Here is a 14,937-nt window from a genome sequence, read left to right on the forward strand (position 1 = left end):
ATCCAACAGGGCGGCCGGCTTTATCAGCCACTCCCGGCAGGCATATAATAGCGGGAGCTAGCTTGGCCTAATAGCCTGCTCAGCGAATGAAGTGACCGGCCAGAATCAGCAAGCGTAAGCCTCCGAAAGCGCACGGCTTCCCGGGCGCTTCCGAAACAGTTTCAGCAGCTGTAACCGCTGTTGCGGGCGCGCCGCCCGACGTACCGAGGGGATGCTGCTTAATTCCAACCGCCGCCTTCCTTGGCCTGCTTCTGCTCGGTTTCGGGCTTCACCAGGCGGAACTCCACGCGCCGGTTGGTGCGCATATCTTCTTCGGTGCGCTCCTCCCGCAAGGGCACGGTGCTGCCGTAGCCCCGACTCTCGATGCGGTTGGGTTTGAGCTTGCCCTTGGCTTCGATGTACTTGCTGATGGCGTCGGCGCGGTCCTGCGAGAGTTTCTCGTTCACGTCCGGGTCGCCGGCGGCGTCGGTGTGGCCGGCAATGCGCAGCTTGGTGTCGGGGTGGTCCACCATGAACGTCACGATGCGGTCCAGGGTGGGGTGCATGGCCGTGCGGATGGTAGCCTTGCCCGCGTCAAACTCGATGTTGCGGAAGATGAGCGGGATGTTGTAGTCGATGCTGGTGGTCATCAACTTCATCACCGTGTCGGCCTTCAGGTCGAATTTCTTCTCCAGCGTGAAGTAGTCGGGGCTCTGAATCAGCATCACGTACTTCGAGCCGTCGATGAGGTCGAAGTCGAAGGAGCCGTCGGGGCGCACGTACTTCGAGGCCACCTCGATGCCGTTGTCCACGTCGATGATGCTGATGATGCCTCCCAGCGGCTTCTGCGTGACGGAGTCAATCAGTGAGCCTTCGACGTGCGTGGTGGCCAGCGGCTGGGCCTCCATCGGCAAGGGGAAGGAGTAGAGGTCCAGGTTCTTCATCTGCTTCTCCTCCGAGCGGGCGTAGTACAGGTTCTTCGAGTCCGCGTCGATGGTGAAGTAGTACTCCGAGCCCTTGCCGTTGACCAGCGGGCCGATGTTGATGGGCTCCTGCCAGCGCCCGCCCACCCGGTAAGCCTTGTAGATGTCGAAGTCGCCGAAGTTCAGCAGCTGCCCGCGCGACGAGAAGTACAGCACGTTGTAGAGCGGGTGGTAGAACGGGCTGACCTCACTCTCGCGGGTGTTGATAATCGGGCCCATGTTCTGCGCCTTGGCCCACTGCCCGTTCTTGAGCTTGTAGGTGAACCAGATGTCCGACAGCCCGAAGCCGCCGATACGGTCCGAGGCGAAGTACAAGGTGTCCTCGGTGCGCGAGAGGGTGGGCTGCGAGTCCCAGCCGGTGGAGTTGACGGCCATGCCCAAGCTCTGGGGCACCGTCCACTGCCCGTTCTTGAACTTCGACACGAACAGGTCGCAGTTGCCGTGGCAGGTGGGGCACTCGCAGCGCGAGAAATACATGGTGGTGCCGTCCTTGCTCAGGCAGGCCGAACCTTCGTTGTAGGGCGAGTTGATGGGCTTGGGCAGGGGCGTGGCGTCGAGCCAGGACTCACCCTCGCGCTTGGCCACGTACAGGTCCTCATCGACCGTGTTGTGAATGCCGCGGGTCTTGCGCTTGGAGGAGAAAATCAGCTGCTGCGAGTCGTCGTTGTAGCTCGGGCCGTAGTCCTCCACCTGCGAGTTGATACCCGCGCCCATGTTGGTGTACACGCCCTTGGGCGGCCGGAAAGTGGCAATGTTCTTCCGGTACTCCACAATGTCGTAGTAGGTCTTGAGCGGCACGTAGAGGTCCGCGTCCTTCTGCTCCAGCGAGTCGTAGTAGAGCTGCACTTTCGTCACGTCCTGGCGGTGGTGCTTCAAGGCGAGGCGGTAGTAAGCCTTGGCTTTGTCCTCGTTGCCGGTGCGCTCGTATAGCTGGCCCATGCGCCAGAGCATCATGTTGTTCTTGTAGAAGTTCTCGATGCCAAACTGGGCCACGTACTTCTCCAGCAGGTTGCGGGCGGCCGTCCAGTTTTTGCGCTTCTCGGCCTTGGCAATTTCGCGCAGTTGCTTTTTGTCCTCGAAGAACGGGATGCGGTTGATGTTGATGAAGTCGGGCGTGGCGTCGGGGCGCACGCGCAGCTGCCGGGTAATCCTGCCTTTGAGGGCGCGTTGCTGATTGGGTAGATTTTTTTGAGCCAGCGCCACCCCGGATAATCCGAGCAGGCCGACGAGTAACAAGAAATACTGGCGTATCAAACGAAGCATAGATCGAGCAGCGCAGAGCCCGGCGTGGGAGGCGAAAGGCCTCAAAAATATAGCTTTTCGGTGACGAAGCGCTACGGTATTGCAAGGCAGGAGGGTATAAGGTTGTGAATTTGTGAAATAAGCAGAGGAGCCATTGAGAATTTTCAGGCTGATATACCCTTCTGCTTGCAGCTGTGCGGCTTCTGGCTCGCTACTTCTTCGCTGCAACGGCTTGCTAGCCTCCTCTCCCGATGGATGTTTAATGGTAAGTTCTGCCGCAGTGGCCGCGCATTTTGGCATGGCACGGCACTTGACAAAGCGGTATCTTCGTTTCCCGGGGAGCCTTTGCGCGGCCCGGGGCTGCCATTCTGGCGCTGCCGCCCTTTTCCCTAGCTATGCCTAAAAAATCCGATCCGCGTTTGCCCGCCGGGCTTCACCTCATGACCGACGGACCCGACGAGCTGGTGCAAGTCGTGTCGGCCGACCCGGAGCAGGGGACGCCCGAGCCGGGGGAAACGCCGGAAGTGCTGCCCATCCTGCCCGTGCGCAACACCGTGCTCTTCCCCGGCGTGGTGCTGCCCGTCACGGTTACGCGCAAAAAGAGCATCCGCTTGGTGCGCCGCGCCTACCGCGGCGACAAGCTAGTGGGCGTGGTGGCCCAGAAAACCGGCAACGCCGAGGACCCCGCCATTGCCGACCTCTACGAAGTGGGCACCATGGCCCGCATCCTGAAGCTGCTGGAGCTGCCCGACGGCAACACCACCATCATCATTCAGGGCCAGCAGCGCTTCCGCATCGGCGAGGTGACGCAGAGCACACCTTACTTCGCGGCCCGGGTGGAGTACCTGCCCGAGCTGATGCCCACGCGCTCAACCAAGGAAATCAAGGGCCTGGTGGCCTCGTTGAAAGATGCGGCCACCAAGATGCTCAAGCTCAACCCCGAAATTCCGCAGGAAGCCCAGGTGGCGCTGGACAACATCGAGTCGCCGGCCTTCCTGATTCACTTTCTGGCTTCCAACCTCAACGTGGAAGTGGGCCAGAAGCAGCAGCTGCTGGAAATCAACGAGGGCGTGCAGCGCGGCACCCGCCTGCTGGAACTGCTGCTGAAGGAAATTCAGCTGCTCGAAATCAAGCACGAAATCCAGAACAAGGTCCACACCGACCTCGACCAGCAGCAGCGCGACTATTTCCTGCGCCAGCAGCTGAAAGTGCTGCAGGACGAGCTCGGCCAGGAAGGCCCCGACCAGGAGCTGGACAAGCTGCGCCTGCGCGCCAAGGGCAAAAAGTGGCCCGAGGCCGTGGCCAAGCACTTCCAGAAAGAGCTGGACAAGCTCGGCCGCATGAGCCCCATGGCCGCCGAGTACCCGGTGAGCCTGAACTACGCCGAGTTCCTGCTCGATTTGCCCTGGGGTGAGTACACCAAGGACAACTTCAACCTGACGCGCACCCGCAAAATCCTCGACCAGGACCACTACGGCCTGGAAAAGGTGAAGGAGCGCATCCTGGAGTACCTGGCCGTGCTCAAGCTCAAGCAGGACCTGCGCGCCCCGATTCTGTGCCTCTACGGCCCGCCCGGCGTGGGCAAAACCTCCCTGGGCCGCAGCATCGCCACGGCGCTGGGCCGCAAGTACGTGCGCCTGAGCCTGGGCGGCGTGCGCGACGAGGCCGAAATCCGCGGGCACCGCAAAACCTACGTGGGCGCCATGCCCGGCCGCATCATCTCGCAGATCAAGAAAGCCGGCGCCTCCAACCCGGTGATGATTCTGGACGAGGTGGACAAGCTCAGCTCCGACTTCCGCGGCGACCCGCAGGCCGCCCTGCTGGAAGTGCTGGACCCCGAGCAGAACTCCACCTTCACCGACAACTACCTGGAAGTGGAGTACGACCTCTCGCGCGTGCTCTTCATTGCCACCGCCAACTCGCTCGACTCCATTCACCCCGCCCTGCGCGACCGGATGGAAATCATCGACCTGACGGGCTACACGCTGGAGGAGAAAACCCAGATTGCCAAAAAGCACCTCTGGCCTAAGCAGGTGACCGAGCACGGCCTCACCGCCAAGGACGTGAGCATCAGCACCGCCGCCGTGCAGCGCGTGATTGACGACTACACCCGCGAATCGGGGGTGCGCAGCCTGGAGCGCAAGCTGGGCGCCCTCACCCGCAACGTGGCCAAGCATAAGGCGATGAAGCAGCCTTTCCCGGCCAAGCTGGAGCCCGAGGACGTGACCAAAATCCTCGGCGCGGCCATTTTCGACCGCGACCTGTACCAGGACAACGACACGGCCGGCGTGGTGACGGGCCTGGCCTGGACGAGCGTGGGCGGCGACATTCTGTTCATCGAAAGCCTGCTGAGCCGGGGCCGGGGCAAGCTCACGCTGTCGGGCCAGCTCGGCGACGTGATGAAGGAATCGGCGGTGACGGCCTTGAGCTACCTGCGCAGCCGGGCCGAGGAGCTGGGCATCGACTACCGCCTCTTCGACCAGTACGACCTGCACATTCACTTCCCCGAGGGCGCCGTGCCCAAGGATGGTCCGAGCGCGGGCATTGCTATCTTCACCAGCATTGCCTCGGTGTTTACACAGCGCAAAATCCGCTCCCACCTGGCCATGACCGGCGAAATCACCCTGCGCGGCAAGGTGCTGCCGGTAGGCGGCATCAAGGAGAAGGTGCTGGCCGCCAAGCGCGCCGGCATCAAGGACATCATCCTGAGCCACAAAAACCGTAAGGACATCCAGGAAATCCCGGCCGAGTACGTGAAAGACCTGCAGATTCACTACGCCGACCGCGTGGATGACGTGCTGCAGGTGGCGTTGCTGGATGAGCTGGTGGCCAAGCCGCTGAAGCTGGTGGTGCGCGAGGAAGAAAAAGCCCCGGCGCCGCTGCACGAGGTGGAAGTGCAGTAGCCGGTTGGTTTAGATACTTTAGCCCCGTTTCAGCCGAATAGCTGAGGCGGGGCTTCTTTCTGATTACGACTATGGATGCTGAACAGGTGCGCAGCAAGGCCGATTTTCTCCAGTTTATGGCCGCTCTGCAGCAGGATTTGGCCGATAATTCACCGCAGTGGGAAAACCGTAAGTTGGCTGATTATCTGGAGGCGTTGGGACGCTGGGTTGAGGACATGGAAGGATATTACCGCAACACCGGCCAGGAAGTGCCCCGGCAAATCAGCTGGCGCGTGTTTGCCAGCATCCTGCGGGCGGCCAGCATCTACGAGTAAAGCCGCCGCGACGTATCATAAAACGGCCCCGGCTGCGTTAGCCTCGCGCATCCCTGTTGTATCTTAGCTGTAATGATTCGACCCGTACGCCGCCTGTTTCGTGCTTTGTTGGTTGTGCCCGCTTTTGCCGGCGGCCTCACGGTTGCTCACGCTCAGATTGGTGGGCAGAGCGCGTTTTCCTCGCTGAGTTTGCCGCCCGCCGCCTACCTGGCCGGCGTGGGTGGCATGAGCGTCTCGGGCCGCACCGCCGACCCGAACATGCTCTACGGCAACCCGGCCCTGCTGAACTCGGAAATGGACGGCCGCTTGGCCCTGAGCTACGGCGGCTACCTCGGCGACATCAAGCAGAGCACGGCCGCCTACGTGCGCAACTCCGAGAAGCTCGGCCGCTGGGGCTTCGGCCTCTCGTACCTCAGCTACGGCGACTTCGACATGTACGACCCGGCCGGCAACCCCATGGGCAAGTTCTCGGTCAATGACTACCACCTCAGCCTGAGCAACGCCCACACCGTCGGGCCGTTCACCATGGGCGCCACGGCCCGCTTCGCCGTAGCCGGTATTGCCGGCAATCATTCCATGGCCACCTTGCTCGACGTGGGCAGCGTGTTCAAGCATCCTGAAAAGGACTGGACGGTGGGCCTAGCCGTGAAGAACGTCGGCTACCAGGTGAAGCCCTTTGACGGCAGCAACCGGGAGCCGCTGCCCCTGGATGTGCAGCTGGGTACTTCCATCAAGCCCGAGCACATGCCGGTGCGCTTCACCATCACGGCCCACCACCTGCAGCAGTTCGACATCGTGTACCTCGACACCCTGCAGAGCCGCACCCAGAGCCTCGACGGCACCACCAAAGTGCCCAAGAAGAGCGTCGGCGACAAGATTGCGCGTCACTTCACGGTAGGAGGGGAGCTGCTGCTGGGCAAGGGCTTCAACATCCGCGTGTCGTACAACCACATGCGCCGCCGCGAGCTGCGCCTCGATAACACCTCCGGCGGGGCCGGCCTGGCCTTCGGCGGCATGCTCCGGCTGGGCGCGTATCAGTTCGAGTACACCCGCGCCATGTACCACGTTTCGGGCGGCGCCAACTACATCACCCTGACCCGCAACGTGGACGAGCTGTTCAGCAAGAAGAACTGAGCCGCGGTACCACGGGCAAACGGCAGTACCGGCCGTCATTGCGAGCAACGCGAAGCAATCTTTCCTCTAGTAGCACGACGGTCCAACCGGCACCAACTAAAAAGATTACCGCCCGAAAACGTCGTTCGAACGTCTTCGGGCGGAGCTGTTTTCGGTCAGCAGGCATTGGGTCGGCGGTGCTAATAGGGGAAGGATTGCCGCACTTCGCTCGCAATGACGGCCAATGGGGCCGTTTCGCTGGAGCAACCATACCATCTGCCAGAACGGCACGGCTTTGGTTTCCGCCATCATTTTTGCTGCCGGGCAACCCTGCCGCCGCGGCTTAGTATCTAGTCGGCAGCGGCGCTACTCCGCTTTTCCCGCTTATGCTCGATTCCGCCACCTTCCTCACGCCGGCCCAGATTGTGGCCGAGCTCGACAAATACATCATCGGCCAGCACGACGCCAAGCGCAACGTGGCCATTGCCCTGCGCAACCGCTGGCGCCGCCTGCACGCCCCGGCCGACATGCAACGCGAAATCGTGCCCAACAACATCCTGATGATTGGCTCGACGGGCGTGGGCAAAACCGAAATTGCCCGCCGCCTCGCCGCCATTGCCGACGCGCCCTTCACCAAGGTCGAAGCCTCGAAGTTCACCGAGGTAGGCTACGTGGGCCGCGACGTGGAGAGCATGGTGCGCGACCTGGCCGAGCAAGCCGTGAACCTGGTGAAGCAGCGCCGCAAGGAAGCCGTGAAAAGCCAGGCCGCCCAGGCCGTGGAAGACGCCATCCTCGATGCGCTGATTCCGCCCCTGCCCGGGGCCGGCAGCGCGCCGGCCGTGCCGGGCGGCGTGGGCTTCGGCATCAGCAGCGCCGCCGGCAACGACATGCCCACCTCCGACCGGGAGCTGAACGAGCGGACCCGGGAGCGGTTCCGCGAAAAGCTGCAGCGCGGCGAGCTGGAAGAGCGGTTCATCGACATCAAGGTGCAGCAGGGCGGCAGCCCCGGCATCGGCCTGATGGGCGGGCAAGCGGGCCTCGACGAAGCTTCGCTGCAGGGTCTGCAGGACATGCTCGGCTCGATGATGCCCAAGAAGACGCGCAAGCGCAAGGTCACCATTGCCGAAGCCCGCAAAATCCTGCTCGACGAGGAAGCCGCCAAACTCATCGACATGGACGAGGTGAAAGACGAAGCCATTCGGCTGGCCGAAAACGCCGGCATCATCTTCATCGACGAAATCGACAAAGTAGCCTCTTCCAACGCCAATAAAAGCGGCCCCGACGTGAGCCGCGAAGGCGTGCAGCGCGACCTGCTGCCCATCGTGGAAGGCTCGGCCGTGACGACCAAGTACGGCGTCGTCAACACCGACCACATTCTCTTCATTGCCGCCGGCGCCTTCCACGTCAGCAAGCCCTCCGACCTGATTCCGGAGCTGCAGGGCCGCTTTCCCATCCGCGTGGAGCTGCAGAGCCTGACCAAAGAGGACTTCTACCGCATCCTCAAAGACCCCAAAAACGCCCTCACTAAGCAGTACGAAGCCCTGCTCAAGGCCGAGGACGTGGAGCTGACCTTCGACGACGCGGCCCTGGAAGAACTGGCCAGCATTGCCTTCGAAGTCAACAGCGAGGTAGAAAACATCGGGGCCCGGCGCCTGCACACCGTCATGAGCCGTTTGCTCAACGACATTCTGTTCGACGTGCCCGACCGCATCGGCCCCAACGCCCACATTCAGGTGACGCGGGAACTGGTAGAGCAGCGCCTGCAGGGCATGGTGCGCAACCGCGACCTGAGCCAGTACATCCTGTGAGTTGGTGCAATGGTGAAATGGTGAGTGGTCGTTCAACGGACACCTCCGTGCGTACGTAGCGGAAAGAAGGTGACCAGAACGACCACTCACCATTTTCCCCATCTCGCCATTTCACTTGATGCACTACTACATCATCACCGGCGCCAGCCGGGGCCTCGGCCGGGCGCTGGCCGAAGCCGTGCTGCAGCAGCCCGATACACATGTGCTGGGCGTGTCGCGCCACGCCACCATCGAGCACCCGCGCTACCAACACCAGCCCCTTGACCTCTCCGACATCGTGGCAGTGCAGAACAACCTCTACAAGCTGTTCCCCGCCCGCCCCGACGCCAGCAGCCTCACCCTCGTCAACAACGCTGGCGTGATGGGCGAAATCAGCTACGCCGGCGCTCTGCCCAACGAGCACTACGAGTTCGTGTTCGACGTCAACATCATTGCCCCGGCCATGCTGATGAACACCTTCCTGAGTGCCTACGGCAGCCTCGCGTGCCCGCGCACCGTGCTCAACGTCAGCAGCGGCGCCGGCCGGCGACCCGTCGACGGCTGGGGCGCCTACTGCGCCTCCAAGGCCGCGCTGGACATGCTCAGCCAGGTGGCGCAGAAGGAGCAGGACCAGCGCGGCAGTAATATCCGCATCAGCAGCCTCGCGCCAGGCACCGTCGATACCGATATGCAGACGCACATCCGGGCGGCGAGGGAGGGCAGCTTTAGCGAGTTAGGGAGATTTGTGGCCTTACACGAAGCTGCAGAATTATTGCCACCTGCTGAAGCAGCGCAAAGGCTATTAGCGTGGTTGCACCAATCACCATCCCACGACAATGCGGCTGGACGTCGCTCACAGCAGGAGTAGCTAAAACCAGCTCTATTGTATTATGACAGGGGCTAGACAACGTAGAGGACGCTTCTGTCCTTAAACCAAATATAATTGGGCCTGCTCAAGCGCGTACTGACACGCGAGGGGGTATGTCGAAAGGGTATCGGTTTAGTATGTAACTCAGCGTAATCCCACGCATTCCAGACGCCGTAAACGACCGCGCTTAGATATTGATCGACCATAAAAAAAGCCAGACCGATCGGTCTGGCTTTTTTTATGGTCGCTAAGTCGGATTAGCTCACAATGCGTACGCGTACTGGCATCGGAATCACTTGAACGTCTCCATTGGGAGTGCTCAAGGTCAACACAAAGTAGTACAGAAGCTGCGTAGGCGACTGGGGAGAAACAGTCGAATACAGGGGAGCCGCACCGGCACCCGCACCCACTCGGGTCCGGTAGTTGTTATAGTCCAACAACGTGGAGGTGAACGTGATGGTGTTGGTGCCGTTGCCCGGGATGGCAACCGCCGCCGGCGCCGTTGCGTTGCCGTTGTAGTTCAGCTGACGGGCCGGAGTGCCTTGCAACTCGGTCAGACCATTGGTGCCAGTAGCAACCCGCGTAATTTCCTTGATGGTCCCTTTGTCTGCAGGGATGGAAAACGTGATGGAGAACCGGCCGGGAGCCGCCGTCGTCGGATTAGCTGGCACCGTACCGGTAGCCGGCGGGGTGGCAGGAGCGGAATTGCCCTGTACCACAATTACTGGGAAGCGTTCGAAGAAATCCGGATTAGTAACCGTTACGGGAATTTCAGCAAAGCTGGGAGCCAACGGGTCTAGGTTGTTGTTGTCGTACTCCTTTTTGCAAGAAAAAGCAGTTGTAGCAATCAACAGCAGACCGCAAAGTTTGATCAATTGGTTTTTCATGTCAGAATCAAGTTCGAAGTGAGTGGAATAGCCCCCGGTTATTGAGCCCACCACACTGGCGTGTTGGTTCTGATGCTCGGGTCCAAACCTTCGGCGCCGCTGTTGGCGTTGATTTCGGTGTTCGGGTACGGAAAGCGTTTAGGAATGCTCGTGGGGTCGTCACCAGCCGGATTGTCTACCAGCGCCAAGCGCGGATAGCCCGTGCGGCGGTAGTCGTTGTAAGCTTCGTAGCTGTTGCCTACCCACGCTATCCATTTCTGGGTGATGATTTGGTTTATGGCCTGTGCCGAGTTAGCAGGCAGGTTGGCTACGCGTGGGTTGGCCGTGAAATAAGCCGTAACGTCCGCGTCGGCAATACCTGCTTTCGTCATGGAAGCGCGGATTGCGGCCTGGTACAACGATTGGGCGGTTGCACCAGCTGGTGCCGTGTAGCCCGGTAACCCGCGCTGCGCGGCTTCTGCCAGGATGAAAAGCCGCTGGAAGTTGGTCATCAGGCGAACGGGCGCCTCGCCCTGCGTGCCGCGGATATACACGTTGTAGCGCGAGCGGTTGGTCAGCGCCGTGTTGTTGGGGACCGGAATCCGGGCCGGCAGCGCAGCATTGGCCCCGTTCTGGAAGCCCGTGAAGGTGCCAAACGGATTAACAATGGTGCCGGTGGTGTTGACCGTAGCCGTGCGCGGCTGCGTCGTATTGAAGAAAATGGGCAAGCGCGGGTCGTTGCGTACTGCCATGCTATCGAGCAGTCGCTGGCTGAGCAACTGGTCGTCCGGACGAGTCACAAAATTGTACTCGTACAACGGGTTGCGGTTGCCAACCGACGAGCCGAACGGTACTTCGAAGTCGTTGGCGTTGGTGCTGATGGCGCCAGCCTGTGCCAAGTTGATGATCGAGCCAGCCAAGGCCGGCTCCCGCTTGCTGATGGTAGTGGCAAGTTTGAGCAGCAGGGAGTTACCCATTTGCTTCCATTTGGCCAAGTCGCCGCGGTAAACCGGGTCGGAAGCGGCGGTGGGCACCAGCGCCGACGGTTTGTCAAGATCAGCCAAGCCATCACGCGTCAGGTCAATCAGGCCTTGGATGTTTTTGGCCTGGTTGCCTTTGTAGATATCTTCCTGCTTGTCGAAACGCGGCGTAAGATTCGACAACCCTTGCAACGCCTGGGAGTAGGGGATATCACCGTACAAATCCGTGGTGAAAGCGAAGTTGTAAGCCAGGAGCAGCTTGCCAATCCCGGCATAAGCCGGGCTGCTGCTTTGGGTGGCAATATCGATCATCTGCTTTGAGTTGATCAACGAGCCGCCGTACAGCTCAAAATTCCAACTGTTGTCGAAAGCGCTGCGCAAGTTATACACATCGTAAGCCGCCGGCTGGTTGGCAGCTCCTGCCATGTGTTGAACCAGAACCCCGGTTGCCCGGCCCAAATCGTTGGCGACGGTGAAACCGGTAACGATGATGTTGCTGGTCAGCAGCGCCGGTAACCCGATCGAAGTAGTTCTGTTCGGGTCATTGTTGACGTCCAAGAACTCGTCCTTGTTGCAGCTGGCGGTGGACAAAGCCACGCCGGCAGCAAGAACAAGGCCAAGTAGGTGCTTATTTTTCATGGGAAGAAAGGTCTCAGATTAGAAAGTGAAGCGCAGGTTCACACCGTAGTTGCGGGTGTTGGGCGGGCTCTGGAGCTCCAGACCGCGAATGTTACCGGCGCCTTGCGTGTTAATCTCCGGATCGAAGGGGGCATTGGGAGCGTAGAAGAACACGTTCCGGCCAGTGAGCGTGATGCTGGCTTGGCCAAAAGGCGTGCGCTCCAGCAGGCTCTTGGGGAGGGAGTAGCCTACAGAAAGCTCGCGCAGGCGGTATACCGTTGCGTCGTAGACGTTGAACTCGCTCTGAAGCCCACCAATGGCGCTGTAGTAGTTCTGGGCATCAATCTGGATATTGTTCTCGCGGTAGGTACCGTCCGCATTCCGGATTACCCCCGGAATCAGCCGCGGGGCCTCCCGGTTTTCGGCCGTTTCCTTCATCGCCCCGTTGGCCTTCAACTGGGCATTGGTGAACGAAAGAATTTCGGAGCCGACGTTGGCGTCAACCAAGAACGAAAGCGAAATGCCGCGGTACGAGAATGAGTTCGTGATGCCGCCCTGCCAGTCCGGGTTAGGATCGGCCAGAATCTCGTTGGCCACCAAGTTGGTGTCGAAGAGGCCGGTGGCGGGGTTTATGATGTAACGGCCAACTACGCTCGGGTCGTTAGCATTGCCCGTAGTCGGATCGGTTGCCGGAACGCGCGGCACCTTGCCGCCGATGATAACCCCGTAAGGCTCGCCTACGCGGAACGACGGAATGCTACCCGTGAAAGCGTTGCCGTTGATGGAAGCCGTAGTCACACCCGGGGCAATGGAAACCACCTTGTTCCGGATGCGGGTAAAGTTGGCATTCACATCCCAACGGAAATTGTTGGTTCTGACGGGCGTAATAACTACCAGGGCCTCGAAGCCTTTGTTATCAACCCGGCCAATGTTCGTGAAGCGCTGCGTGAAGCCCGAAGAAGATGCCGTGGTTACGGGCAGGATTTGGTCCTCGCTGCGGGTAGAGAAGTACGTCAGGTCAAACGTCAGGCGGTTGTTGAAGAAACCTAAGTTGGTCCCCACTTCAAACGACTTCGTAAACTCGGGCGTCAGATTCGATCCACCGATTGTATTGCTGATCGAAAAGCCTGGGTAAATAACCGCGCTAGGCCCCGACACGAGGGTGAACGGGAAAGTGATGCTGGCTACGTTGTTGCCCTGTGAGGTTACGTTGTAGTACGTGGCCAACGAATACGGATCGGCGTCTCGTCCCACGGAGGCTACGTTGGCGCGGATCTTACCGTACGAGAAGATGTTGTTGGAAATCTTGAACGCGTCGCTGAATACGAAGCCCAAGGTCGCCGCTGGGTAGAAGAACGTGTTGTTGTTAACTGGCAGGGTCGACGATTCATCGACGCGGCCCGTCAACTCCAAAAAGAGGTAATTGTTGTAGGCCAGCGACAACTGCGAGTAGTAGCCCATCAGACGACGTACGCTGGAGTTTTCACCCGTTCCGTTCGAGAATACGGTACCCGCTGCGGCGTTGGGCAACCCCGGAATAATAGCTTCCGCCTGCGACCGGATCCGCTGGAAGCGGCGCTGGTTGATGTTCTGGCCGAGCAGCAACGAGGCATTGAAGCCCTCCGTGAAAATGTTGTCCTTCTTCAGCGTTACCAGCAGGTCTCCGTTCAGCTCGCTGCGGTAGAAGTTTTCGTCCAGAATCAAGCCGCCGGGTACCCGGGCAGAGCCAATGGCAAATACCTGACGACGACGGTCGGTGTAGGTGTCGTACCCCGCACGGTAGGCAACGTTCAACCACGGTCTGAACTCATAGCTGACGTTGGCTACGTTGATAAAGCGCGTCAGATTTGAGGTAGTTGGGTTGTTGCGCAGGTTGAAGTAAGGGTTGTCCTGCCCAGCGAAGAAGATATTAGCTCCGGTGACGGGGTCCTGCGAAGGCAACCCTTGCAAGTCGTAGCTACGCGGGATAGTGCCGAGCTGACCAAAGGCCGAGCCCCCGTTACCGATCAGCGGCCCTTTCTGGTTGGTTTGGATGAAATTGACCGAGCCGCCCACGCGCAGCTTGTTGACTAGCTTGATGTTACCGCCCAACTGAGCATTGGTCCGATTCAGCTCGGAGCTTTCTACAATACCAGTCTGGTCGGTATTGGTGACGTTAAACGCGACGTTCTGGTCCGCATTACCACCCGCAACGTTTACACCGTTGGTGAAAATCCGACCTTGGCGGTAGAAGTCACGGATGTTGTCGTAAGCACGGTAGGGCAGGGTGCTACCATCGGTCAGCAGCAAGCCATTGGCCAGCGTAGGCGTGGTGCCATAACGAGGCCCCCACGATGCGCGGGAACCGGTGTTGACGTTGCCCAAGCCGCCGGTAGTGATGTTGACCCCCTGCGTGCCTTGCCCGTACTCGTCTTGCAACTTGGCAATTCCGTAGACGTTCGATACGTTGAGACTGGATGTAACCGTTACTTCCGTCTTCTTGTTGGCCGAGCGCCCGGTCTTGGTCGTGATGATGATAGCACCCGACGAAGCGCGCGAACCGTACAGCGCAGCGGCCGCCGGACCTTTCAGAATGTTGATGCTCGCAATACTTTCGGGGTCGATGTCAAGAGCCCGGTTTGAGGTTTGAGCGCCACCCAAGGTGCCAAGCGAACCACCGTTGGTACGGTCCAGGTCATTGCTGATAGGAATACCATCTACCACAAACAGCGGCTGGTTGCCATTCTGCAGCGACGTAATGCCGCGGATGTTGATGTTGGTGGACGAGCCAGCCAGGCCGCTGGCTCCGGTGATGTTCACGCCTGCTACCTTACCCTGTAAGGCGTTAAGAACATTCGGCTCAGATTTCTGCGAAATCTGCTCAGCCTTGATTTCTTGCGTGGCGTAACCCAGTGAGCGGGTGTCGCGCTCGATGCCCAGAGCCGTTACTACAACTTCACTCAACTGCTTGGTATCTGATGATAGACCAATGTTGAGTTGAGTCTCTTCGCCCACTGGGCGGTCAAGGGACAAGTACCCTACCGAACTTACCTGCAACACGGCCCCGGCAGCGGGCACAGTTAAGGTAAATGTTCCGTCTGAGTTAGTTGACACCCCATTGGTGGTGCCTTTAACCAGCACAGTGGCACCGGGCAATCCTTCGCCGGTGCTCCGGTCCGTTACCCGGCCGGAAACCTGACGGGTTTGCGCTTCCACTTGGTGCACAATGGCTGCCAAGGGAAGCAAACCCAGTAGAAGTTTATTCATGGAATAAAAAGTGAGTGAGTGAACTGAGAAGCTTTCTT

9 protein-coding genes are annotated in these 14,937 nt (G+C 60.0%); 5 read left to right on the forward strand and 4 right to left on the reverse strand.

From position 1 onward, the window contains the following. Positions 1–218: 218 nt before the first annotated feature. Positions 219–2,225 carry an OmpA family protein gene (locus FDY95_RS13395; protein ID WP_138078269.1) on the reverse strand — a complete coding sequence of 669 codons (2,007 nt, stop codon included), beginning with the start codon at positions 2,223–2,225 and terminating at the stop codon, positions 219–221. A gap of 419 nt (positions 2,226–2,644) precedes the next feature. Here FDY95_RS13395 and lon point away from each other — a divergent pair, with 419 nt between their 5' ends. The 5 genes from lon to FDY95_RS13420 all read left to right on the forward strand — a co-directional run bounded on the left by lon (position 2,645) and on the right by FDY95_RS13420 (position 9,189). Continuing rightward, positions 2,645–5,107, forward strand: a complete 2,463-nt coding sequence (lon, locus tag FDY95_RS13400) for an endopeptidase La (protein WP_138078270.1) — start codon at positions 2,645–2,647, stop codon at positions 5,105–5,107. Between the two features lie 71 nt (positions 5,108–5,178). After that, complete coding sequence (locus tag FDY95_RS13405) at positions 5,179–5,421, forward strand: DUF7660 family protein (protein WP_138078271.1); 243 nt, start codon at positions 5,179–5,181, stop codon at positions 5,419–5,421. Positions 5,422–5,493: 72 nt separating this feature from the next. Continuing rightward, on the forward strand, positions 5,494–6,555 hold the full coding sequence (gene porQ, locus FDY95_RS13410; protein ID WP_138078273.1) for a type IX secretion system protein PorQ: 1,062 nt from the start codon (positions 5,494–5,496) through the stop codon (positions 6,553–6,555). 365 nt (positions 6,556–6,920) lie between these two features. Further along, positions 6,921–8,342 carry an ATP-dependent protease ATPase subunit HslU gene (gene hslU / locus FDY95_RS13415; RefSeq protein ID WP_138078275.1) on the forward strand — a complete coding sequence of 474 codons (1,422 nt, stop codon included), beginning with the start codon at positions 6,921–6,923 and terminating at the stop codon, positions 8,340–8,342. A gap of 118 nt (positions 8,343–8,460) precedes the next feature. Next, on the forward strand, positions 8,461–9,189 hold the full coding sequence (locus FDY95_RS13420) for an SDR family NAD(P)-dependent oxidoreductase (RefSeq protein WP_138078277.1): 729 nt from the start codon (positions 8,461–8,463) through the stop codon (positions 9,187–9,189). A gap of 257 nt (positions 9,190–9,446) precedes the next feature. Here FDY95_RS13420 and FDY95_RS13425 read toward each other — a convergent pair whose 3' ends face one another. From FDY95_RS13425 to FDY95_RS13435, 3 genes are read right to left on the reverse strand one after another with little or no spacing between them, the layout of a single operon-like run. After that, positions 9,447–10,076 (reverse strand): hypothetical protein, encoded by a 630-nt coding sequence (locus FDY95_RS13425; RefSeq protein ID WP_138078279.1) that lies wholly within the window; start codon positions 10,074–10,076, stop codon positions 9,447–9,449. A gap of 38 nt (positions 10,077–10,114) precedes the next feature. Then, the gene (locus FDY95_RS13430; RefSeq protein ID WP_138078281.1) at positions 10,115–11,674 is read right to left on the reverse strand and encodes a SusD/RagB family nutrient-binding outer membrane lipoprotein; all 1,560 of its coding nucleotides are present in this window, start codon (positions 11,672–11,674) and stop codon (positions 10,115–10,117) included. 18 nt (positions 11,675–11,692) lie between these two features. Continuing rightward, positions 11,693–14,899 carry a SusC/RagA family TonB-linked outer membrane protein gene (locus tag FDY95_RS13435; protein ID WP_138078283.1) on the reverse strand — a complete coding sequence of 1,069 codons (3,207 nt, stop codon included), beginning with the start codon at positions 14,897–14,899 and terminating at the stop codon, positions 11,693–11,695. Between the last annotated feature and the right edge of the window lie 38 nt (positions 14,900–14,937).

Origin of the sequence: Hymenobacter jeollabukensis (genome assembly GCF_005771675.1) — a bacterium.
Taxonomy (GTDB): Bacteria; Bacteroidota; Bacteroidia; order Cytophagales; family Hymenobacteraceae; genus Solirubrum; species Solirubrum jeollabukense.